The organism is Bradyrhizobium cosmicum (genome assembly GCF_032290525.1).
GTDB lineage: Bacteria > Pseudomonadota > Alphaproteobacteria > Rhizobiales > Xanthobacteraceae > Bradyrhizobium > Bradyrhizobium cosmicum_A.
On sequence record NZ_JASXTA010000011.1, the window covers coordinates 200,568 to 221,498 of the forward strand.

At 62.0% G+C, this 20,931-nt stretch carries 18 protein-coding genes and 1 pseudogene; 10 read left to right on the forward strand and 9 right to left on the reverse strand.

From position 1 onward, the window contains the following. Window positions 1–285: 285 nt before the first annotated feature. Both QSV46_RS21065 and QSV46_RS21070 read right to left on the reverse strand, forming a co-directional pair. Window positions 286–1,692, reverse strand: coding sequence for an ATP-binding protein (locus QSV46_RS21065; RefSeq protein ID WP_314955758.1), 1,407 nt, complete (start codon window positions 1,690–1,692; stop codon window positions 286–288). Further along, entirely contained in the window at window positions 1,692–2,459 is a 768-nt protein-coding gene (locus QSV46_RS21070) for a response regulator (protein ID WP_314955761.1), read from the reverse strand. Before QSV46_RS21070 ends, QSV46_RS21065 begins: the two co-directional genes overlap by 1 nt. Before the next feature lie 192 nt (window positions 2,460–2,651). On the opposite strand from QSV46_RS21070, the gene QSV46_RS21075 reads away from it, so the two are divergent. The 4 genes from QSV46_RS21075 (at window position 2,652) to QSV46_RS21090 (ending at window position 5,840) form a co-directional block, all read left to right on the forward strand. Further along, the gene (locus QSV46_RS21075; RefSeq protein ID WP_314955763.1) at window positions 2,652–2,891 is read left to right on the forward strand and encodes a hypothetical protein; all 240 of its coding nucleotides are present in this window, start codon (window positions 2,652–2,654) and stop codon (window positions 2,889–2,891) included. 47 nt (window positions 2,892–2,938) lie between these two features. Continuing rightward, window positions 2,939–4,096, forward strand: a complete 1,158-nt coding sequence (locus QSV46_RS21080) for an ABC transporter permease (RefSeq protein ID WP_314955766.1) — start codon at window positions 2,939–2,941, stop codon at window positions 4,094–4,096. After that, a complete protein-coding gene (locus QSV46_RS21085) occupies window positions 4,093–4,836 on the forward strand; it encodes an ABC transporter ATP-binding protein (RefSeq protein ID WP_314955768.1) in 744 nt (247 codons plus the stop codon). Before QSV46_RS21080 ends, QSV46_RS21085 begins: the two co-directional genes overlap by 4 nt. A 152-nt stretch (window positions 4,837–4,988) precedes the next feature. Further along, window positions 4,989–5,840 (forward strand): efflux RND transporter periplasmic adaptor subunit, encoded by an 852-nt coding sequence (locus QSV46_RS21090; RefSeq protein ID WP_314955771.1) that lies wholly within the window; start codon window positions 4,989–4,991, stop codon window positions 5,838–5,840. A gap of 727 nt (window positions 5,841–6,567) precedes the next feature. Here QSV46_RS21090 and QSV46_RS21095 read toward each other — a convergent pair. The 4 genes and pseudogenes from QSV46_RS21095 to QSV46_RS21110 all read right to left on the reverse strand — a co-directional run bounded on the left by QSV46_RS21095 (window position 6,568) and on the right by QSV46_RS21110 (window position 10,054). After that, window positions 6,568–7,881, reverse strand: coding sequence for an MFS transporter (locus QSV46_RS21095; protein WP_314955773.1), 1,314 nt, complete (start codon window positions 7,879–7,881; stop codon window positions 6,568–6,570). Window positions 7,882–8,161: 280 nt separating this feature from the next. Beyond that, window positions 8,162–9,094 (reverse strand): LysR substrate-binding domain-containing protein, encoded by a 933-nt coding sequence (locus tag QSV46_RS21100; protein WP_314955775.1) that lies wholly within the window; start codon window positions 9,092–9,094, stop codon window positions 8,162–8,164. Window positions 9,095–9,194: 100 nt separating this feature from the next. Beyond that, window positions 9,195–9,332 (reverse strand): annotated as a pseudogene (locus QSV46_RS21105) (ABC transporter permease); the annotation flags it as partial. Window positions 9,333–9,715: 383 nt separating this feature from the next. After that, window positions 9,716–10,054: an enoyl-CoA hydratase-related protein gene (locus QSV46_RS21110; protein ID WP_314955919.1), complete on the reverse strand. Its 339-nt coding sequence runs from the start codon at window positions 10,052–10,054 to the stop codon at window positions 9,716–9,718. Between the two features lie 343 nt (window positions 10,055–10,397). Between QSV46_RS21110 and QSV46_RS21115 the strand changes: the two genes are divergently transcribed. After that, window positions 10,398–11,390 carry a glycosyltransferase family 2 protein gene (locus QSV46_RS21115; protein ID WP_314955778.1) on the forward strand — a complete coding sequence of 331 codons (993 nt, stop codon included), beginning with the start codon at window positions 10,398–10,400 and terminating at the stop codon, window positions 11,388–11,390. Beyond that, window positions 11,387–12,565, forward strand: coding sequence for a glycosyltransferase family A protein (locus QSV46_RS21120; RefSeq protein WP_314955781.1), 1,179 nt, complete (start codon window positions 11,387–11,389; stop codon window positions 12,563–12,565). Before QSV46_RS21115 ends, QSV46_RS21120 begins: the two co-directional genes overlap by 4 nt. On the opposite strand, the gene QSV46_RS21125 is transcribed toward QSV46_RS21120, so the two are convergent. The 3 genes from QSV46_RS21125 to QSV46_RS21135 form a co-directional block, all read right to left on the reverse strand. Next, a complete protein-coding gene (locus tag QSV46_RS21125) occupies window positions 12,512–13,387 on the reverse strand; it encodes a radical SAM protein (RefSeq protein WP_314955784.1) in 876 nt (291 codons plus the stop codon). The two genes, QSV46_RS21120 and QSV46_RS21125, sit on opposite strands and share 54 nt — an antisense overlap. Window positions 13,388–13,399: 12 nt before the next feature. Continuing rightward, complete coding sequence (locus QSV46_RS21130) at window positions 13,400–14,182, reverse strand: enoyl-CoA hydratase/isomerase family protein (protein ID WP_314955787.1); 783 nt, start codon at window positions 14,180–14,182, stop codon at window positions 13,400–13,402. A gap of 130 nt (window positions 14,183–14,312) precedes the next feature. Next, window positions 14,313–16,403, reverse strand: coding sequence for a molybdopterin oxidoreductase family protein (locus tag QSV46_RS21135; RefSeq protein WP_314955791.1), 2,091 nt, complete (start codon window positions 16,401–16,403; stop codon window positions 14,313–14,315). 228 nt (window positions 16,404–16,631) lie between these two features. On the opposite strand from QSV46_RS21135, the gene QSV46_RS21140 reads away from it, so the two are divergent. From QSV46_RS21140 to QSV46_RS21155, 4 genes are read left to right on the forward strand one after another with little or no spacing between them, the layout of a single operon-like run. Beyond that, window positions 16,632–17,612 (forward strand): tripartite tricarboxylate transporter substrate binding protein, encoded by a 981-nt coding sequence (locus QSV46_RS21140; protein WP_314955922.1) that lies wholly within the window; start codon window positions 16,632–16,634, stop codon window positions 17,610–17,612. 15 nt (window positions 17,613–17,627) lie between these two features. Continuing rightward, window positions 17,628–18,098 carry a (2Fe-2S)-binding protein gene (locus tag QSV46_RS21145; protein ID WP_314955794.1) on the forward strand — a complete coding sequence of 157 codons (471 nt, stop codon included), beginning with the start codon at window positions 17,628–17,630 and terminating at the stop codon, window positions 18,096–18,098. Next, window positions 18,095–20,227: a xanthine dehydrogenase family protein molybdopterin-binding subunit gene (locus QSV46_RS21150; protein ID WP_314955797.1), complete on the forward strand. Its 2,133-nt coding sequence runs from the start codon at window positions 18,095–18,097 to the stop codon at window positions 20,225–20,227. The genes QSV46_RS21145 and QSV46_RS21150 overlap by 4 nt, the downstream gene beginning before the upstream one ends. After that, on the forward strand, window positions 20,224–20,919 hold the full coding sequence (locus QSV46_RS21155; protein ID WP_314955800.1) for a substrate-binding domain-containing protein: 696 nt from the start codon (window positions 20,224–20,226) through the stop codon (window positions 20,917–20,919). The genes QSV46_RS21150 and QSV46_RS21155 overlap by 4 nt, the downstream gene beginning before the upstream one ends. Window positions 20,920–20,931: the final 12 nt, after the last annotated feature.

A 20,931-nucleotide genomic window follows, 5' to 3' on the forward strand; every position in this document is an offset into this window, starting at 1 on the left:
CGATAGACGCATCATGGCGCAGTTTCAGATCGCCAATCACTATCACCTCGACGTCTTCGTTTCCTGAGAACGAAAACGACTGCTCTTCTAACAGAAGGGGGGATCTAGAAACCCGCTAATTGGAGACGATGCCAGTTGGCGATTGGCGCCTGCGAAGGTTGCGTGTTACAGTTCCTGATAAGCCATCGATTTCGGCGCCAATTCAGCCGATCACCATGCACCAGTGCTGGCGGCGTCTCCTCGATTTGATTCCGTGTGGTGGCACGTCCGAGAGCTGCGTGTTAGTTACGAATGAAATACCGGGCGTGGCAGCGACTCGACTGCCGGCTCCGGTGCACGCGCAGACCCGGTCTCGCCTGCTCGCGGCAGCTGGATTCGAACTGTCAAGCCAACCGGAAGCCGCTGGAGCAGGCTGATCTCACCGCGGTGCCCGCTTACAACGTCGCGCGCGATAGAAAGCCCAAGGCCGAAACCATCACCCGCGAGCGCGCGCGCGTCATCGCCCTTGAAAAAGGGTTCGAAGACCTTGGTTCGGAGAGCATCTGGGATGCCAGGGCCGTCGTCAGATATGTCGATCTGTGCCGTCGCGTCGCCATCAGTTTTCAAACTCACAGCGACGAACGAGCCGTGCTTCACGCCATTTGCGACGACATTGCTGATCGCGCGCGTGAGAGCGGTCGGCCTGCACGTCCAAGTGAGGCGCCCCGGCCCCTCATAGGAAACATTTTGGCCGACATCGGCAAAATCGGCACAGACCGTTTGCAGAATACTGGGCAGATCGACGCGCGACATCCCCTCGGATCTTGCGTCATGGCGGAGATAATCCAACGTTTCGTTCAGCATGTGACTGATCTGCTCGATCTCATGCTGCATGTTTTCGCGCAAGCTTTGATCGGCAACCTTCTCTGCTCGCAACCTCAGACGCGTGAGAGGCGTTCTGAGGTCATGACTGATGGCGGCGAGCATGCGCGTTCGATCATCAAGAAGGCTACGAATGCGTATCCGCATTTCATTGAGCGCGTCCGCGACCTGGGCGATCTCACGAGGAGCGCGGCGGTTGACCGCATGATTATTGTCAGGGGAGCGCCCAAATGAATTCGCTGCCGCAGCGACGGCGGAGAGCGGCGCAATGATCCAACGGACTGCATAGATTGATAGGAGCAGGACGAAGACTAGAACAGTTGTTAGCGTCAAAGTGGTCGGCGCCAGAAGGAAGCGCCACATCAAGCTGGATACGCTTGTCCCCGCGGATGCTTCAAAGATCAGGGCGGCGCGGTCATCCATTTTTACGATCAGTTGATGAACGGGACCGGCCGGATATCGAGCGTCGTCGATGACCTCTATGTTCTGACTGAATTCCAATTGGTGTACGACCAGTCCGGACAGAAGAGGCAGCCTGGCGTTGCGAGGCGATGCTTCCAGATCGGTTAAGGCCACGTATCTCACGTCGATGCCAGAACGCTGGGCGGCGGCTATGATGACGCCTACCTCTGCTGGACTGGCCGCTGAGCGCACAAGCCGGGTAATGTTGGCAATCCGTTCGGCCACAGCAGACGCGCCGTCTCTGTTAACCACGCCAAAGGACAGCAACATTGTGACGGTGAGCACGAGCCCGAGCACCACGGAAACCGCGACGATGCTGGTGATCTGTGTCGTGATGCTGCGAGGGATCAGGCGATCCGGAAGCCGCATCAGGTTTCCCCTATGTCAGGGGTGAACAAATAGCCCCCCAGGCGCACCGTCTTGATCAGCGTCGGATCGCGCGGATCGATCTCAATCTTCTGGCGGATGCGGCTGACGTGAACATCGATGCTGCGCTCGACCGGTCCTGCCAAGCCACCATGGACCAGTTCCAGCAGTTGCTCGCGCGAGAGAACGCGGCCCGGATTTCTACAGAAGGCCAGGAGCAGGTCGAACTCCACGCTCGTCATCGCGACCCTAACCCCTTCAGGGTCTTGTAACTGCCGCGTCGTGGGATTGATCTGCCATCCCGCGAACGTCAACTGCCGCGCTCGAATGCGCCCTGTCTCCTGCCCGCCTTGCGCGCGGCGCAGGAGCGCACGGATGCGCGCCACCAACTCTCGCGAATTAAACGGCTTGGCGACATAGTCGTCAGCACCGATTTCAAGGCCGACGATTCGATCGACATCCTCGCCGCGCGCGGTCAACATGATGATGGGAATCGCGGACGCCGCCCTGAGCCTGCGGCAGATGCTGAGACCGTCCTCACCCGGCAGCATTATATCCAGTACGACTAGATCGACCGTTTCCCGCGCAAGGAGCGCATCCATGTCCACGGCCGAACCGACGGACGAGGCGACGAACCCACTCTCCGATAGCACGTCCGTCAGCATCCGTGAGATCTCCGGATCATCCTCGACGAGCAGGATATGGGGTCTTGTATAGGGGTGAGCGGTATAGACCGGTGACACGACTTCGCCGCGCTCCAAGACCGACATTTCAGCAGGCTCCACATTCTGCCCAGTATCCCAGCGACAATGTACGACGTCACGGGCTCAAATATTTAGTTTTGTTGCGGTATCCGCACAAAGGACCTCCGTGGGCAAACATCTATTAACATAACTTAAGCCTGGATGCCTCCGATGAAGCCTATGTACGCGTCGTAACGTCACGCTTGGAGGCTCCTGATCATGAGACGAATTCCGCTCTTCCTTATTATTGCTGTCCTTATTCCCAATGCGGCTCGGGCTCAACCGAAGCAGAGTCCGCAGGCCGCGATGAGCGAAGAAGTCAGACAAATGTGTCGGCAGGAAATCAAAAAACTCTGCCGACCGGGATTCGCGCCGAACCGGGATGCGATCCAACGTTGCGTGGCCGAAAACACCGACAGGTTCCCAAAGCAATGCCTGCCCATGTTCCAGAACAATTGATGCCGACCGCGGGATTACAGCCTACTCGACCGATTGAGCGGAAGGCTATGGTCTTCCTTGCCCTCAAGATGCTCACCGGCGATCGGGGTAAGTATCTGGGCATGGTACTGGGGCTTGTCTTCACGACCTTCATTATGACTCAGCAGCCGGCAATGTTCTTCGGGCTCGTGAAGAGAAGTTACGGCTTCGTGTCCGACGCCGCACTCGCCGACATCTGGGTGATGGACCCGATGGTGCGGTATATTGATGATGTTAAACCTCTGTCGGACACCGCCGTCTCGCGTGTTCGCGGCGTCGAAGGCGTTGGCTGGGCCGTGCCGATCTACAAGGGTACAACAAGGGTACGACTTTCCGACGGCAATTTCCAGAATTCCGTCCTGATTGGTCTCGACGATACGACATTGATCGGTGGGCCGCCCATCATACTGTCCGGCAAACTCGCCGACCTTCGGCGAGCGGACGGAGTGATCGTGAGCGCTGACGGGGCGAACAACCGCTTTGCCCGCCCCAATCCACGCTCCGGTGAACCACCAGTTCCACTCATGATCGGCGATGTCATTGAGATGAACGAGCGTCGTGCGGTGGTCGTCGGCATCAGCGAAGCCACCACGACCAACACCGGCGTGCCGACTATCTACACGACGTACTCTCGCGCCAAGTCCTACGTACCGAGCGAGAGGAAAACACTGTCCTTCGTGTTGGTGAAGGCGAAGACCGGAACTGAAGTGGGCTCGGTGATCTCGAACATCCGCGGTTGGACGGGACTTGCTGCCGTTACCCGGGAGCAATTCGAGCAAATGACGCTCTGGTATCTCATCCAGAACACGCCGGCGTTCACTCTGTTCGGACTCTCCGCCATCATCGGCTTTGCTGTCGGCGGGCTCATTGCCGGGCAGACCTTCTACAACTTCACGCTCGAGAATCTACGCTATTTCGGTGTCATGAAGGCGATGGGCGCGACGAACCGAATACTCCTCACGATGATCATGGCGCAGGCGCTCGTTGCGGGGGCGATCGGTTACGGTCTCGGTGTGGGTCTCATTTCGCTGTTCAGCCTTGTGATCGGACCCCGATTTCCGTTCGAGCTGAGTTGGTCGCTGTTTCTCGTCAGTGCCTGCGGAATCGTTCTTCTATGCGTCATCGCTTCGGGCCTGAGCATGCACAAGGCCATCCGTCTGGATCCGGCCTCCGTGTTCAAGACATGACCGCCGCAGCCGCAAAACAACATCTCGATGCTGGAACAAGCGTCATCTGCAGCAGCCTCACCAAAGTTTATGGGCAAGGCGCGCAGCAAGTGACCGCGCTACGCGGTGTCGATCTGGAGGTCGCCCGAGGCGAACTCATCATGCTCGTCGGCCCCTCCGGCTGCGGAAAGACCTCGTTGATCTCGATTATTGCCGGCCTTCTCGCTCATGACAGTGGGCGATGTGTTGTGCTCGGCGAGGATATTGAGCGCATGGATCAAACGACCAAGGCTGCATTCAGGCGGCGATCGCTTGGCTTTGTATTCCAGGCTTTCAACCTGATTCCTCAACTGACGACTGCTGAGAACGTCATGATTCCGCTCCTTCTGAACGGGATGAGTGAGAGGGAGGGCATCGTCAAAGCGCGTCAGGCATTGGAGCGAGTCGGGCTTGCAGAACGTTCCGAGCATTTCCCTTCCCACCTGTCTGGCGGCCAGCAGCAAAGGGTCGCAATCGCTCGCGCGCTTGTCCACGAGCCGGAGCTGGTCGTTTGTGACGAGCCGACAAGCGCGCTCGATCATGCGACCGGGCAACACGTGCTCGATATCCTGCGCGGCATCGCCACGGGCGACGGCCGCACCCTCATCGTCGTCACTCACGATCAGCGCATCCTCCGCTTTGCCGATCGGATCGCGCACATGGATGACGGCCGCATTACCCATTTCGAGGAGCCAAGGAACGCAGCGGGAGTGACTTCTTGATGAAAAGTCGGCTTACCTTACCGGTTCTAGCTGTGCTTGGCATTCTGGGCGGTCTCTGGCTCGTCCTCCAGGCAGGTACACCGCGCCCCGTCGCTCAGCCGATCGGGCAGCCGGCAGCAGCACCGTATCAAAGCTATGTTGCCGGAGGCGGCATGATCGAGGCCAGCACCCGCAACGTCTCCATCAGCACACCAACCAGCGGGGTGGTTGGGAAAGTTAACGAGAAGGTTGGCGACCGGGTGAAGCAGGGCCAGGCGCTATTCCACATCAATGGGTGTGATCTCGAGACCCAGCTTGCCACGCGCCAAGCGGCTACAACGCTCGCGAAGCTGCAGATTCGCGAGGCCGAATTGTCGCTCGCAAATGCGCGTCGCCGGCTGGATCAAGCGAAGCCTCTGCACGACAGGAACGTGATTAGCCCCGATGAGTTCGCCGGCCGCGGATACGACGCGGCGCTTTCGGATGCCAGAGCCGCCTCTGCTCGGGCCAATGCAGATTTGGCGGCCGCTCAATTGCAGGAAGCTGAAGCCGCGGTCGAACGCCTCACGGTCCGTGCTCCCATTGCCGGAGATATCCTTCAGGTAAACGTCGCACCGGGCGAATATGCCCAGACTGGAGCGCTCTCCAAACCTCTCATCTTGATGGGTGACACGCAGACCCTTCATGTCAGAATTGATATCGATGAAAATGATGCATGGCGTTTCACTCCGGGCACGCCAGCCAAGGGCTTTCTTCGGGGCAACAGCGCGATCAGCTTCGATCTACGCTTCGCCTATGTCGAGCCCTTTGTCGTACCAAAAAGTTCGTTAACGGGTCTCAGTGCCGAGCGCGTCGACACGCGCGTACTCCAAGTCATCTACAGCGTCAGTAAAGGCAATCTGCCGCTCTATGTCGGTCAGCAGGTCGATGTCTATGTGAAGGCGGATGACAGTGCCGTGGCGCCCCGGCGGTCGGATCTACAAGCGGTCGAAAGTCACGATCGGCCGGCCGTCACGGTTCGATGACCTGGCCAAAGGAGAACGCCTCTCGGAGGCGAAGTGATTCAGCGGGCGCATCGAACGTCGAAGCGAGTTCATCAACGAATGGCGCCGTCCGGCTTTGAGTGCCGGCCATGTTGGCTTTATGGGAACAAGCGGCGACTCGCGTCGATATCGCGAATTCAGATCAGAGACCGTGTATACAATATTTCCAGCGGAGAAGCACACGACGCGAAGAGCGATTTCGAGTGGTGCGAGATATTTGCCCCACATAAACCAGTCGAGCCAGCCATCCTTGGTCCAAGCGGACCTCGTGCGCGCGGCGGAGGAAATCAACAAACGAATTTCTTGGGACCGGCAATTGGATAGTCTTGCTCTGTCGGATGGCGTTTGAAGACCCTTGTTCCGATAAGCCTGCTATTGAGCGCCCGCTCGACGATGCCCCTCCGATGCGAATTCACGGAGCGAGAGCAACAATTCTTGCCATACCGGGCGTGTGTGCGGATGTGAGCCAGCATTACGCGCTCGTTCCGCCAGTCATGGTCGACGTCGAGGCAATTAAGCGACATTTCAAATTGAGATGCATTTCGATGGAGGCATAACCGTGCAGCTGTTCACGGTCCCTGACGCGGTTCTCCTTGGCGCCCTCCCCGATCCCCGGGTCCTCATCATCTAGAACTCCGAGTCCTACTCAACAGCCGCCTCGTTCGAGATTTCAAGGTAGGTCAGTTTTGGCGCACCTCGCGAAATGCGATCAGGTGCCCCGCTTCCCTGCGGAAACATCCCAAAGCTCACTGCCCTGAACCGATCGCGGGAGGAGCAACAGCACGAGAATCGCGGCCAGGATCGGCACGGCCGCCGCCAAGACGATGGATTTCGGAGACCAGCCAAGCGAGAACAGCAGACCAACGAAAGCAGGCCCGACGATCGAACCGATCCGCCCCGCTGCCGCAGAGAAGCCGACGCCGTTGGTTCGCAACGGCGCGGGATAGATTGAGACGGCCAGCGCCGACTGGCCGACCGAACAGGCGATAAGCCCGGCGCCGGCACCTAGAATCAGCGCCCAGACCCACGACGTCGTCGCCCAAAGCGCGATTCCAGTCACGCATAGCCCAGCCGTCGACGCGGCAATCCTCATCACGCTGGTGACGGCGAAGCGGCCCACCAGCGGCACGACAATCAAATTGGCGATCAGGCCGCCGGCGCTGAAGAAGCCGACCGCGAACTGGCCGTCCGCGGCCGGAAAGCCGAACCCGATCAGCAGCGGGGGCAGCCAGAAGATGAGTGCATAGGCGTCGGCGAAGATGAGAAATGAAAAGACCCAGAGACCTGCGGTTCGACCGCCGAGCGAACCGGCAAATATGCTTGAGATGAGCTTCAGATTTCCCGCCATACGCTTGTCGCCCGCCGCCGTTGCCGCAGCATCGGCTTCATCTGACGCAGGCAGCCAGCGCAACAGTACAAGTGACAGCAACAATGGAAGCGCGCCTCCGAAGTAGAACAGTGACTCCCAGCCATACTTTCTGGTCAGAAGGCCGCCAAGCGCACCGCCTAGGGCCCCACCCGCAGCAAGTCCCGTTCCGACCACGATCGTGGCGGCAGCTCGCAGCGTGACGGGCGCCTGCAAGACCGCGATCGCCACGGCCGAGGGAAGTGCAGCGCCAAGTCCTATGGCCGTGACAAGGCGGAGGATGGACAGGACAATAATCGAACTCGCAAAGGGTGTTGCCAAGGTGAGCACCCCGAATCCAATCACGCTGAAAATCAACACACGTCGGGCCCGCCATCGGGCCACCAGATAGCCGGAAGCCAGATATCCTAACACGGCTCCGATGCTTGTCATGATAAATGGCAGTGTCAAGGACGCTGTCGACACGCCGAAGTGAGCCGCGATTGCCGGACCGGCGACTCCGATGGAGCCCGTATCAAGGCCGTCGAGCAATATCGCTAGGAAACACAACAGCAAGGTTTTGAGAAGGGACGGCTGAAGACTTTCGGAAACAGCAGGAGAGGCGCTTGCGACGCTTGCCGCATCGCCCCTTCCAATCACATTTATCTTGTTCGTCAAGCTCATCCCCCGATGACTACGTTGTCTCGCGCATTCGTTTGTTAAAAGATTTCGTTCGGGGCTTGTCGAGACCCAGGAATGGGACCGTGCATTCCGAATCCGGGACAGGCGGCTCTCAGCGGGATGGAGGACGCAACGGGCAGCTCGCATAGCCGCGGGAGTTCCCAACCCCTTGTCCGTTCATCGCCAGCCGAAGCAATAAGCGACACGTTGCAAGCCGCGTTCCCAGGATGATTGCGGATCAGGTCTCGTTGGCCGCGGGCTGTTCGCCACGACTCGGTTAGGCTGCCGGCATCCTGTCCTGCAAATGACGAGCCAATCCGGCCACAAACAGGCGGCCGGCAAGCGTTAATGACCGCCGCGAAGGGTAAAGAGCATAAACGGTAACAGAAGGCGGCGCCCAATCGGACAGCGGAAGCACCAGACGTCCTTCCACGAGGTCGGCTTCGCACATCGTTAGCGGCAACCGTGCCAAGCCGGCGCCGCTCAACGCCGCCTGCCTGATCACGTTGAGGTTGTTCGCGCTGAACTTCAGATTGACGTTCAATTCGGTCGTGTTTGCGTTTCGGTTGACGAGCGTCCAGCGTGCCAGATGGCCGTCTGCCGCCCAGCCAATTCCGTTCCGGTCCTGAAGCTCCGATGGATCGTTGATCATTCCGAGTGGCTTCATGAAGCCAGGCGAGGCAACGAGCCGGTAGCTTGCGGCGGCAAGCTTTTGCCGGACCAGCTCGGAGTCGGCCATGGTGTCCCCGCGCGCCGGGTGAATCATCAGGTCATAGTCGCCGATCGCGGTATCGAAAGCACCGACCGCGCTATCCAGGGTGATGCGAACGTCGGTATGCACGATCGAGAATCCGATCGCGAATTCGGAAACCAGACTTTCGGCCAGCACGGCCGGGCAAGAGATGCGGAGCTTGCCTGACGGGTGATTTGAAAAGCTCTCCGCCAGCGCCTTAATGGCATCTAACTCCTCCTTGATCCGCTCACTCCGTTCATAGATCGAAATTCCGACTTCGGTTGCGGAGAAATTTCTCGGCCCTCGGTAGAGCAGGTGCACGCCAAGCTGGCTCTCGAGATCGCCGATACGACGGCTCAGGCTGGACTTCGGAATGCCGGTCTTACGGCTTGCGGCAGAAAGGCTGCCGGCCCTGACCGTCTCCACGAAAAGCGTAAGGTCGTCGACGATCCCCATTTTGATCACCTCGGCCGCCATGGCGTCTGGTCAGCGTGCCTTGCCGGCGGCGGCCTTGACCATATTCCCAGCCGAAGGCAGGCGCCAGCAGTCCTATTGTCGAGCAAGGGGAAGCGAAGGCTCATTTCACCAAGGGACACCCACCGGCTTCCAAAGGACGAAATGCCCGTTCCGAAGGGATGGTCGAGAGATGCTTGTAATAGTCGTACGGATATCTCGATTCTTCCGGACGCTTCACCTCGAACAAGTGCATCGGATGGCCGTCATAGATCAAGTCGCCAACTGCCAACCTACGCCAAGCGCACCGGCAAGCAATTGATCGCGGCCACACAAAAGCGTCGCGGGGAGCGAACAAGATCACTCCTGATTCGACTAAATGCCGATGGCCCAGCGGAATAGGGGTACGTCACTGAGCTGCAGCACCCAACATATGCGCTGGAACGATCGCTATCTTCCTGACCAGACCGGCTTCCGCTTCTCGCCAAACGCCTTCAGGCCTTCCCTGGCGTCCTGGTCATCGCGAGCAGCGCGATCTGGCTTTCGTAGTAGGCGATGCTTCGTCGAACGACATCGAGGCGATGGCGCGCACGGCGTATTTGCCGCGGCGGATCGCTGTCGGGGATTTGTCGACGATGCGGCCGATCAGCCAGTCGACCTTAGCATCGAGCTCGGCGGCGGGCACGACGTAGTGAGCAGGCCGGCGCCCAGCGCCACCTTGGCGTCGAACGGCTCGCCCGTGAGCGCCCATTCGTTGACGAGGCGCGGCGGCGCGATGTTCTGCAACAGGCTGAGGACCTGCATCGGGAGTATGCCGAGCTTCATCTCCGGAAGGCCGAAGATGACGTGATCGGCAGCAACCGCCATGTCGGTCTTGCAGAGCAGGCCTATGCCCCCGGCCATGCAGACGCCACCGGGGCACGCAATCGCCGGCTTGGTCGCGACAAGAGAAGCAGAAAGGCCAACGCGGGGTAAGTCCCGCAGCCCCGATGGAGGTCCCGTAGGGTATAGGGTGGTTAGTTAGCCCGGCGGCTGCGCGAAGCGCAGTCCGCTAGGCCTAACCCACCTCTTCTGCATCCGCGGCAAAACACAGCGGTGGGTTACGCTTCGCTACCCACCCTACGAAACCGCGGGCTACAAGAGCTTGTGTTGCCCGACGGGCAAAACACCCAACGGCTCGGTCAACTAGGCACGGGCGGAGCGCTGCACCCGCCGTGCGACAACCCCGCATCCCGCCATATCGTCTCAGCTTGCCCGTTTTTCGTTGATTTCCGCGAGCGTCTGGCTGAGCATCGGTCGAGGTTCTTGCAAAGGGGCAATGGCGTCTGTGACCAACCATTCGACAAGCCGTGCCGGTCCGGACGCCTTGCTGACGACGGCCAGACCTCTTGTCACGATTATCGTCGTTAATTGCAATTACGGCAGGTTCATCGAACAGTGTCTGGTCTCGGTCGCACAGCAGGATTACCCGAACATCGAATGCATCGTCGTCGATTGCGCATCTAGCGACGACTCGCGCGCGGTGATCGAGGCGACGCTTTCCCGTATGCCCTCGTCGCGGTTTCGCGTGCGCCATCGCGACGTCAATTACGGCCATCTACCCAATACGCTCTCGGCCCTGCCCGAGGTCAATGGCACGTTCCTCACTTGTCTCGATTCCGACGACTTGTTGTTTCCCTCGTTTGTTTCGGCGCACGTCGCCGCCCATCTGGCGAGCCCCATTCCGGCGGCACTGAGTGTTACAGACCAAATACAGATCGATGCCGAAGGTCACGTCCTGGCGGGAACCTGCCACTGGCATCAGAAATGGCACGAGTTCGCAAGCCGGGGCGCAGCTTCTGGTGCTGTCCGACACATCGCTCCCGACTGGAACGGCTGGACGATCGCGCATTGGATCTGGGGCAGCACGAGCGCGATCATGTTTCCCACACACGTCGTCAAAACCTTGGCGCCGACGATGAGGGCGGGCGAGGTTTTTCCGGCGCATGTCGGCATCGATTCCTACTATGCGCGCCTTGCCCATTGCCTCGGCGGCACGCTGCTGATCGACGCTGCGCACGGCGCGTATCGGCGGCATGGCGGCAATACCTGGAGCAACAATGCCGTGCTCGGCGGACAGGCCGCAAGCGGACGATTCGATAGAGCCGATCTCTTCAAGGCGACGCTGTCCGCCGCGCGCAAGACTCTGGCCGAGAGAGGCGACGACATCGCGCGAGACTTTGGCGCCCCGCGCTGCACAGCCGCCGAGCGACAGCTTGACGACGCCCTTGTTCTCCTCGCCGCCTCGCCATGCTCAGCCCGATTGGAATTGCAGGAATGAACGAGCTTGTCCCGACGACCGTGCTCCAGCACGCCACGACAGCCGTCAAATCGCCGCTGGTTTCGGTCGTGATCATCAATCACAATTACGGTAATTTCATCGAGCAATGCATTCGCTCGGTGGCCGAACAGAATTATAACAGCATTGACTGCGTTATCGTCGACTGTGCGTCGACCGACGATTCACGTGCCATTATCGAAGCGACGCTGGCACGCCAACACCGCGGATCGTTCCGGTTGGTTTGCCGGAGCACAAATCGCGGCCAGGTGCTGAACGCGCTCGACGTTCTCGACGAGATCAAGGGCGCGTTCGTCACCTATCTCGATGCCGACGACTTTCTCTTTCCGCAATTTATATCCACTCATGTCAAAGCCCATCTCAACGACCTGAATTCGGCCGCGTTGAGCGTCAGCGATCAGGTCCAGATCGATGCGGCGGGCCAGCTGCTGGCCGGGACCTGTCACTGGCATCAGAAGTGGCGCGAATCCGAAGCGGAGACCAACTGGACTGACGTGTCCCGCGCACGAAGCTGGGATCCCGGCACACCGTTGCAGATGGGCACCCTGGACTTTCGGCTGCATTACGTTCCTGCATGGTGGAGTAGCTGGCTGCTCGATCGCTGGATTTGGAGCGCGACAAGCGGTATCATGTTCCGCACCAGCATTATCCACGCGCTCGCGCCGACGATGGCGCCGATCGACGACTTGCGCCTTCAGAGCATCGACAGCTACTACGGCCGCCTCGCCCATTCGGTCGGCGGCACCCTCGTGATCGACGGGTCCCACGGCGCACACCGCCGCCACGGCAAGAACAATTTCAGCAATCGCGCGATCCTCGGCGGTCAGACGCCGAATGCAGTGCGCGATCAGGCCGAGCGTTTCCGGATCCTGCGCGGGATCGCAGGGCAGGTGCTGACCAGCAGACGCGACGAACTTGCCGGCATGTTCGGCCTCGAGCTGTATTATTCGATCGCCTGGCAGTTGATGTCCAACGACCAATTCTTCGCGTTTGCCAAGCATCGCGAGACGGACCGGACGGCCTGGGAAGCAACCATTCGATCGGCCAATGTGGTGCTGCCACCAAGCTTGGCGCAGGCCCACAGCAGCGGCAGTCCGGCGCGGCTAGGAGGGATCCGGCATCGCCTCCGCCGCGCCGCGCAGCGGATTTGGCAATAAGAAATTTCGAGGTTCGGACGAGCACATCGCGCACACCGACTCGTCTTCCTGCGCGAGGAATTGATCCAGCTCCCCATTCGTCGCAGACGGATCGAGCGGCGCATAGTTGAGATAGGGATTCCACTTTGCCGAGATGTCGTATTTCGCTTTCTGCAGCCCGAGATAAGCCAGCGGTGCGCACTTCCAGATCTTGCCGTCGTGCAGCTGCTTGCAGTGCCTCGCCGGACAGATCTCCCAGCTTCGGCGCGGATTTCCGTCCTCGAACGGCAGCATGTCGACGCCCGATCCTGTATAGCGGCGGGTCCACACGCCGTGCGACAGCCAGGTGTGCACGACCGTGCCATACTCGCTTTGCCAATGGTCGAGCAGATCCATGCTCGGCTGCAGGCGCTCCCGGTAGGAGCTCGCGTCATGATGAACCGAAAGCGCGATGTCGCAATTGCCGGCGGCCATCATTTTGATCGGAAGTTCGGGGTGGCGGCGCAGCAAAAAGCCATTGGTGACGATGCGGATTCGCGTCTTGGGCCAATGCCGCCTGACCAGCGGCACGAAGTCGGCGAGGAGCGGATGAACGGTCGGCTCGCCGCCGAGCAAGCAGAATTCCTCCATCTCGAGGCGGTTGCTCCATCCCGTCATCCAGCGGTCCGCGGCCGCGAGATCCAGATTGCCGGCATGCCCATGATTGGAATAGTGGGAGCAGCTCTCGCAGGTCAGATTGCAGGCATGGGTGACATGCAACTCGAGCCGATTGATGCAGCGGAGCTTTTCGGGCGGCGAGCGTGGACCGTTCAGCCTCCGAAATATTTGCGCAAGGAAGCTCATGGCGTCGGCCTCTCACCGTCCCGTCCAGACCGGTTTGCGCTTCTCGCCGAACGCCTTCAGGCCCTCCTTGGCGTCCTCGGTCATCGCGAGCAGCGCGATCTGGCTTTCGGTATAGGCGATGCTCTCGTCGAACGACATCGAGGCGATGGCGCGCATGGCGTATTTGCCGCGGCGGATCGCTGTCGGGGATTTGTCGACGATGCGGCCGATCAGCCAGTCGACCTTGGCATCGAGCTCGGCGGCGGGCACGACGTAGTTGAGCAGGTCGGCGCCCAGCGCCACCTTGGCGTCGAACGGCTCGCCCGTGAGCGCCCATTCGTTGACGAGGCGCGGCGGCGCGATGTTCTGCAACAGGCTCAGGACCTGCATCGGGAATACGCCGACCTTCACCTCCGGCAGGCCGAAGACGACGTGATCGGCAGCAACCGCCATGTCGGTCATGCAGAGCAGGCCCATGCCGCCGGCCATGCAGACGCCGCCGACGCGCGCAATCGCCGGCTTGGTCGCGTTCTGCGACAAACGCAGGAGATCGGCATAGTCGACATTCGGCCTGGAATAGTCCATCGCGAACGCCGCGCCGGAATTCTGCAGATCGGCGCCGGCGCAGAACGCCTTGTCGCCCGCGCCCGTCAGCACGATGACGCGGACGTCCTTATCGTCATGTGCGTCGCGATAACCCTTGGTGATGCCGGCGATGACGTCGCCGTTCAGCGCGTTGCGCTTCTCCGGCCGGTTGATGGTGATCCAGAACGCCTGCCCGCGCTTTTCGGTGATGACGGCCGTGGTGTCGGTCATGGTACGCTCGCTTCCTTGCTCCCGTTTGGCAGCCATTAGCGGCAGCCCGGGCGGCAGGCGCAAGGGCAATCTGCGACGATCTTCGCTTTAGCGCCTCGACACAAATTGGGACTAGCGAAGCGCGCACGCTTCAATCCGAAACCGCTTTCCTGATCCAGACCTTGTTATCGTGGAATGCAGCCCCGCCGATCGGCGCGATCGCATCCGCGCCGGTCAGCACGTTGATGCCGCGGCCACCGATATGATTCTTGTTCGGGTGAACGGATTCCGCGATCAGCACGCCGCGCCGCACGCCGTCGAACAGCGTCGCGACCAGGGTGGTCTCGCCGCGGGTGTTGCCGAGCGTCACGGCGTCACCGTCGGCGATGTCGAGTGCAGCTGCATCTGAGGGGTGAATCATCACGCTCGCCTTGCCTTCGCGGGCCTGCGAGGACGGCGTCTCGTTGAAGGTGGTGTTAAGGAAGCTGCGCGAGGGACTGGTCGCGAGCCGGAACGGATGAACCTGATCGCTATGCTCGATCACCGCCCAGTGGTCCGGCAGCGACGGCATGTTGTCGACATCGCCCATCGTCTGGCCGAACGGCGGATGCGCCCAATCGGCCTTGAAATGGAATTTCTTGTCGGCATGGGCAAAGCCGTCGAGATAATGCGACGTGCGGAAGTCCGGCTGCAGGTCGCGCCAGAGGTCGGCTTCGAGGCCGGCAATGTCGCCGTGGTTGCTGAGCTTCAGCGTCGCGTCGATCAATTCGCGCGGCGTCAGCTCGAACCCCGGATGCCTGGCGTCGAGCCGCGGCGCCAGCGCCTGCAAGACCTCATGGTTGGAGCGGCATTCGCCGGGCGGGTCGATCAGCTTGGGCCCGACCGAGATGTGCTGGTGGCCGCCGCCGTAATAGAGATCGTCATGCTCCATGAACATGGTCGCCGGCAGCACGATATCGGCCATCAGCGCCGTCTCGGTCATGAACTGCTCGTGCACCGCGACGAACAGGTCCTCGCGCGCAAAGCCCTGACGGACCAGCGCCTGCTCCGGGGCCACCGTCATCGGGTTGGTGTTCTGGATCAGCATCGCCTTGACCGGTCCCTTGCCGAGCAGGGCCTCGGCATCGCCGGTGAGGATGCGGCCGATCTGCGACTGGTCGAGCGCGCGCGTGGTCGCGTCGATCGCGTCGTGGCCCTCGATGACGGATTCATTGAAGTGCCACAGCGCGTAATTGTTGAAGAAGGCACCGCCGCCTTCATATTGCCAGGCACCGGTCACCGCGGGGATGCAAAGTGCCGCGTGCATCTGTGTCGCGCCGTTGCGCGAACGGGTGAAGCCGTAACCGAGGCGGAAGAAGGTCCGCTGGGTCTCGCCAACGGCCTTGGCAAAGGCCTCGATCTCGGGGACCGGCACGCCGCAGATTGCGGAGGCCCATTCAGGCGTGCGCGTCTTCAGATGCGCCTCGAGCTCGGCGGGGCAATCGGTGTATTTGTCCATGTAGGCGCGGTCGGCATGACCGTCGCGGAACAGGACATGCATGACGCCGCAGGCAAAGGCGCCGTCCGTGCCGGGCCGCAGGAGGATCTTGATGTCAGCCTGCTTCATGGTCTCGTTGTCGTAGATGTCGACCGCCGCGATCCTGGCGCCGCGCTCCTTGCGGGCACGGGCGGCGTGCGTCATCACGTTGACCTGGGTGTTGACGGGATTGGTGCCCCAGATCACCACGAGGTCGGACAGCGCCATCTCGCGCGGATCGACGCCGGCGATCTTGCCGGTGCCGATCGCGAAGCCGATGCGCCCGACATTGGCGCAGATGGTCTGATAGAAGCGCGAATATTTCTTCACATGCGTGAGACGGTTGAGACCGTCGCGCATCACCAGCCCCATCGTGCCGGCGTAGTAATAGGGCCAGATCGATTCCGCACCGAACTCGCGCTCGGCCTGATTGAAGCGATGCCCGATCTCGTCCAGCGCCTCGTCCCAGGAGATCCGCGCGAACTGCCCGGAGCCCTTCGGCCCGGTGCGGCGCATCGGATACATCAGCCGCTCAGGGTGATGGATTCGCTCGGCATAGCGCGCGACCTTGGCGCAGACGACGCCGGCCGTATAGGTCTGCTTTTTCGAACCACGGACGCGGCCAATGCTGCGGCCTTCGACCACCTCGATATCAAGCGCGCAGGCCGACGGGCAATCGTGCGGACAGGTCGAGTGGCGGATTTCGATCTTGGCGTGCTGGTTCATGTCCCGGTTGGTAACACCAAAACACCGGCCAGCCGAGGGCATTTATCCGGCAACGCCCATGCGATTTGCTCAAACCACGTGCGCCGACGGTTCCTGCCGCGGCTGCGAAATGCGGCACGGTCACACCGGAAATGACACGATATTCCCGGCACGATCGGCTTTGTGAGGCGTCGACAGTCCGCATCCCCTGCCGCTACAGTGCCGGCCAATAAAAACGACATCAGGGAGATGGGCGTGATGGCCCGACGACTTATGCCGGCGCTAGCCGCCGGCCTGCTCACCACGTTCTCCGCAGCCCCGTCCCTCGCGCAAGAATATCCCACCCATGCGGTGCGGATCGTCGTGCCCTTCGGCGCCGGCGGGCCGGCTGATGTCGCGGCCCGGCTGATCGGGAACGTGCTCCAGGAGAGTCTTGGCCAGCCCTTCGTGATCGAGAACCGCACCGGCGCGGGCGGCGTCATCGGCACGGTGGAAGCGGCGAAGTCGCCCGCAGACGGCTACACACTGCTCATGATGTCCAACACCCAGACCGCGAACGAATCGCTGCTGGCGCCGGACAAGCGCAAATACGAGCTGATGCGCGACCTCGCGCCGATCGCGCCGGTGAACTATTCCGACCTCGTCATCGTGGTGAACCCGCAAGTCCCAGCGAAGACGCTGCAGGAACTCGTTGCGCTCGCCAAATCGCAGCCAGGCAAGCTGAACTACGCCTCCTCCGGCCAGGGCACGCCCTACCACATGGCCGGCGAGCTGTTCAAGGCGATGGCCGGCGTCGACCTCGTCCACGTACCTTATCGCAATAGCGGCGAGGCGCGTAGCGGCGTGATCGGCGGGCAGGTGCAGATGATGATCGATGCGGTGCCGGCGATGGCGCCGAACATCGGTGAGAACCAGGTCCGCGCCCTCGCGACCACCGGCAAGCAGCGGTCCGCCGTGCTGCCGACCGTTCCGACCGCCGGCGAAGCTGGCGTAGCAGGCTATGAGGCCACGATCTGGCTCGGTCTGATGGCTCCGGTGGGCACGCCGAAGCCGATCATCGACAAGCTCAATGCGGCCGTGAACGCAATGGTGAAGCGCGCCGACATCATCAAGCTCTGGACCGAACAAGGCGCCGTGCCCATGTCGATGACGCCGGAGGAGTTCGACAGGTTCCTGCGCGGCGACATCGCCAAATGGGCCGACGTCGTCAAGAAATTCGACAAATCCTGAGGCCGCAGAGTGACAATGTCCGCCATTCAATTCCAGCTCAACGGCACTGCAACAACCGTCGATGCCGACCCGGATCAGACGCTGCTCGACGTGCTGCGCGGCCGGCTCGGCGTCACAGGTGCGCATTTCGGCTGCGGCGCCGGTGAGTGCGGTGCCTGCCATGTCATGATCGACGATCGCGCGATGGCGTCCTGCGACATGCCAATGTGGTCGGTCGCCGGCAAGGACGTCGTCACGGTCGAGGGCCTCGGCACGGCGGAACAGCCGCATCCGCTGCAACGGGCCTTCATTTCCGAACAGGCGATGCAATGCGGCTATTGCGTATCGGGAATCCTGATCAGCGCGGCGGCGCTGCTGAAGCGCAATCCGTCGCCGACGGAGGCGGAGGTCAGAACGGCGCTTGACCGCAATCTGTGCCGCTGCGGATCACATAACCGCATGGTCCGCGCCGTATTGCGAGCGGCTTCGGAGATGGCGACCTCATGAGTGTGCCCTCCCCTGCCCCGAAGCTGCCAGTCAGCCTGGCGGCCAATCCAAGACTGTCGTCCTGGGTGACATTCACCGCCGACGGCCGCATCGCGATCTCGCCCGGCAAGGTCGAGATCGGCCAGGGCATCGTCACGGCACTGGCGCAGATCGCCGCCGACGAGCTCGACGTCGATATCCTCAGGATCGAGATGGTCCGCGCCTCGACGGCGACCAGCCCGAACGAAGGCGTCACCTCGGGCAGCCTTTCAATCCAGCAATCCGGCCGCGCGCTGCGCCACGCCTGTGCCGAGGTGCGCCAGCGCTTCCTCGCCGCGGCCTCGGAACGCTTCGGCGTCGATCCGCCTTTGCTCAGCATCGAAGACGGCACGATCTCGGGTCCCGGCAATGTCAGGACCAGCTATTGGGAGCTGGCCGCCGAGGTCTCGCTCGACCACGATGCCACCACCGGCGCGACGGCCAAGAGCGCCGCCGAGCGCGCCGTCGCCGGCCATTCCGTCCAGCGCGTCGACATTCCCGACAAGGTGTTCGCGCGGCCGCGCTTCATACATGACTACGCGCTGCCGAACCTGCTGCATGGCCGCATGCTGCGGCCGGACCGCTCGGGCGCAAAGTTGATCGCGCTCGACGAAACGATGGGGCGAAGTGTTCCCGGCTCCGTTGCGATCGTCCGCGACGGCGGATTTGCCGGCGTGGTCGCCGACAGCGAGGCAGCGGCGGAAGCCGCATTGAAGACCTTGCGCAAGGGTGCAACGTGGTCGGCGGGCGAGCCGTTGCCTGATGAGGATGATCTAGCTGGCTTTCTGAAGAGCCAACCGGTCGAGACGACCGTCATCGACACCAGGACGGTGGTATCGACGAGGAAAACCGTGCGCACGCTCCGCCGGCAATACACCCGCCCCTACATCGCACACGCCTCGATCGCGCCGTCCTGCGCCATGGCGCGATGGGACGGCGATCGTGTCCATGTCTGGACGCACAGCCAGGGTGTCTATTTGCTGCGCGCCGATCTCGCCATCGTGCTCAAGCTGCCCGCCGAAAACATCGTCGTCGAGCATATGGAGGGCGCGGGCTGCTACGGGCACAATGCGGCCGACGACGTCGCGCTCGATGCCGTGCTGCTGGCGAAAGCCGCAGGTGGCCGCCCGGTCCGGGTGCAGTGGTCACGCCACGACGAGATGTCCCACGCGCCGTTCGGCGCCGCGATGGCCATCGAGATCCAGGCCGACCTCGACGCGGACAACGAGATCGTGGGCTGGCGCCATGCGATTTGGAGTAACGGTCATGCAGCGCGGCCCGGACGTGCGGCGCAGCCAGCTCTGCTCGCCGCATCCGAGATTGCGAACCCTTATCCCCGCATCATCTCGACGAATCCGCCGCCCGTCAATGGCGGCGGCGGCGATCGTAACTCAGTTCCGCTCTATGATCTCCCGGCCTGGACGATCACGAGCCACCGGCTGCTGACCATGCCGGTGCGGACTTCGGCGCTGCGGACGCTGGGCGGACAAGGCAATGTATTCGCCATCGAGTCCCTGCTCGACGAGATCGCCGCCCTGCGCGGCGAGGATCCTGTCGAGTTCCGCTTGCGTCACCTTCGCGACGAGCGGGCGAAAGACGTTATCCGCGCCATAGCGCGACGCGCGCAATGGAAGCCGCAGAAGCGATCCGGCATCGGTCATGGCGTCGGGTTCGCGCGCTACAAGAACACGGGGGCCTATTGCGCCGCGATCGCCGAGATCGAAGGCACTGATGACATTCGCGTGAGACGGCTGACGCTCGCGGTCGATGTCGGCGAGGCCATCAATCCCGACGGCGTCGTCAACCAGATCGAGGGCGGTGCGATCCAGGCGACGAGCTGGGTGCTGAAGGAACGCGTTCGCTTCGACCGGACGCGTATCACCTCGACCTCCTGGGCGGACTACTCGATCCTGACCTTCAGCGAAGTGCCGGCGGTGGATGTCGAGATCGTCCAGCGGCCGGAGATCGAGCCGGCCGGCGCCGGTGAGGCCGCGCACGGGCCGGTGACGGCGGCGATCGCGAATGCGGTTTTCGATTGCCTTGGCGTGCGCGTGCGCGACCTGCCGATCACGCGTGACAGGATCATTGCGGCCATGGAGCTTGCCTCGTGACGACTTTGAACATCCTCAGCGGCGGCGCCGCGCAAGGCCTGGTGCGCGGCCTCGCCGATGCCTTCAAGGCCCGGACCGGCTTCGGCATCGACGGCGAATTCGGCGCGGTCGGTGTAATGGCAGACAAGCTGCGCGCCGGTACGCCCGCCGATCTCGTCGTCCTGACGCAGGCGCTCCTCGCAAGGCTTGCCGAGGAGAAGCTCGTCATCCCCTCCTCGATCGCGGATGTCGGCCGCGTCGAAACCGCGCTGGCGGTCCGCGATCGCGATCCCAAGGTCGCGGCGAAGACTGAAGCCGAGTTGCGCGAGGTGTTGCGAGGGGCCAGCGCGATCTACGTCCCGGACATGAAAGCTTCGACCGCGGGACAGCACGTCGCAAAGGTGCTGGACCAGCTCGGCATCGCCTATAAGGTCGCTGCGCGCCTGAAGATATTCCCGAATGGTGCGACTGCCATGCGCGAGCTCGCGGCCTCCACCGCCACGAGGCCAATCGGCTGCACCCAGGCGACCGAGATCATTGCGACCGATGGCATCGCGCTATCAGGGTCGCTGCCGCCGGGATGCGAGCTCGTGACGATGTACACGGCCGGCGTGGCCGCGCGGACCGCACATCCGAACGAGGCGGCCGCGCTGATCGCGGTGCTCACCGACGCAGATCACAAGGAACTGCGCCGGCGTGTAGGCTTTGCCTAGATGCGGACGGCC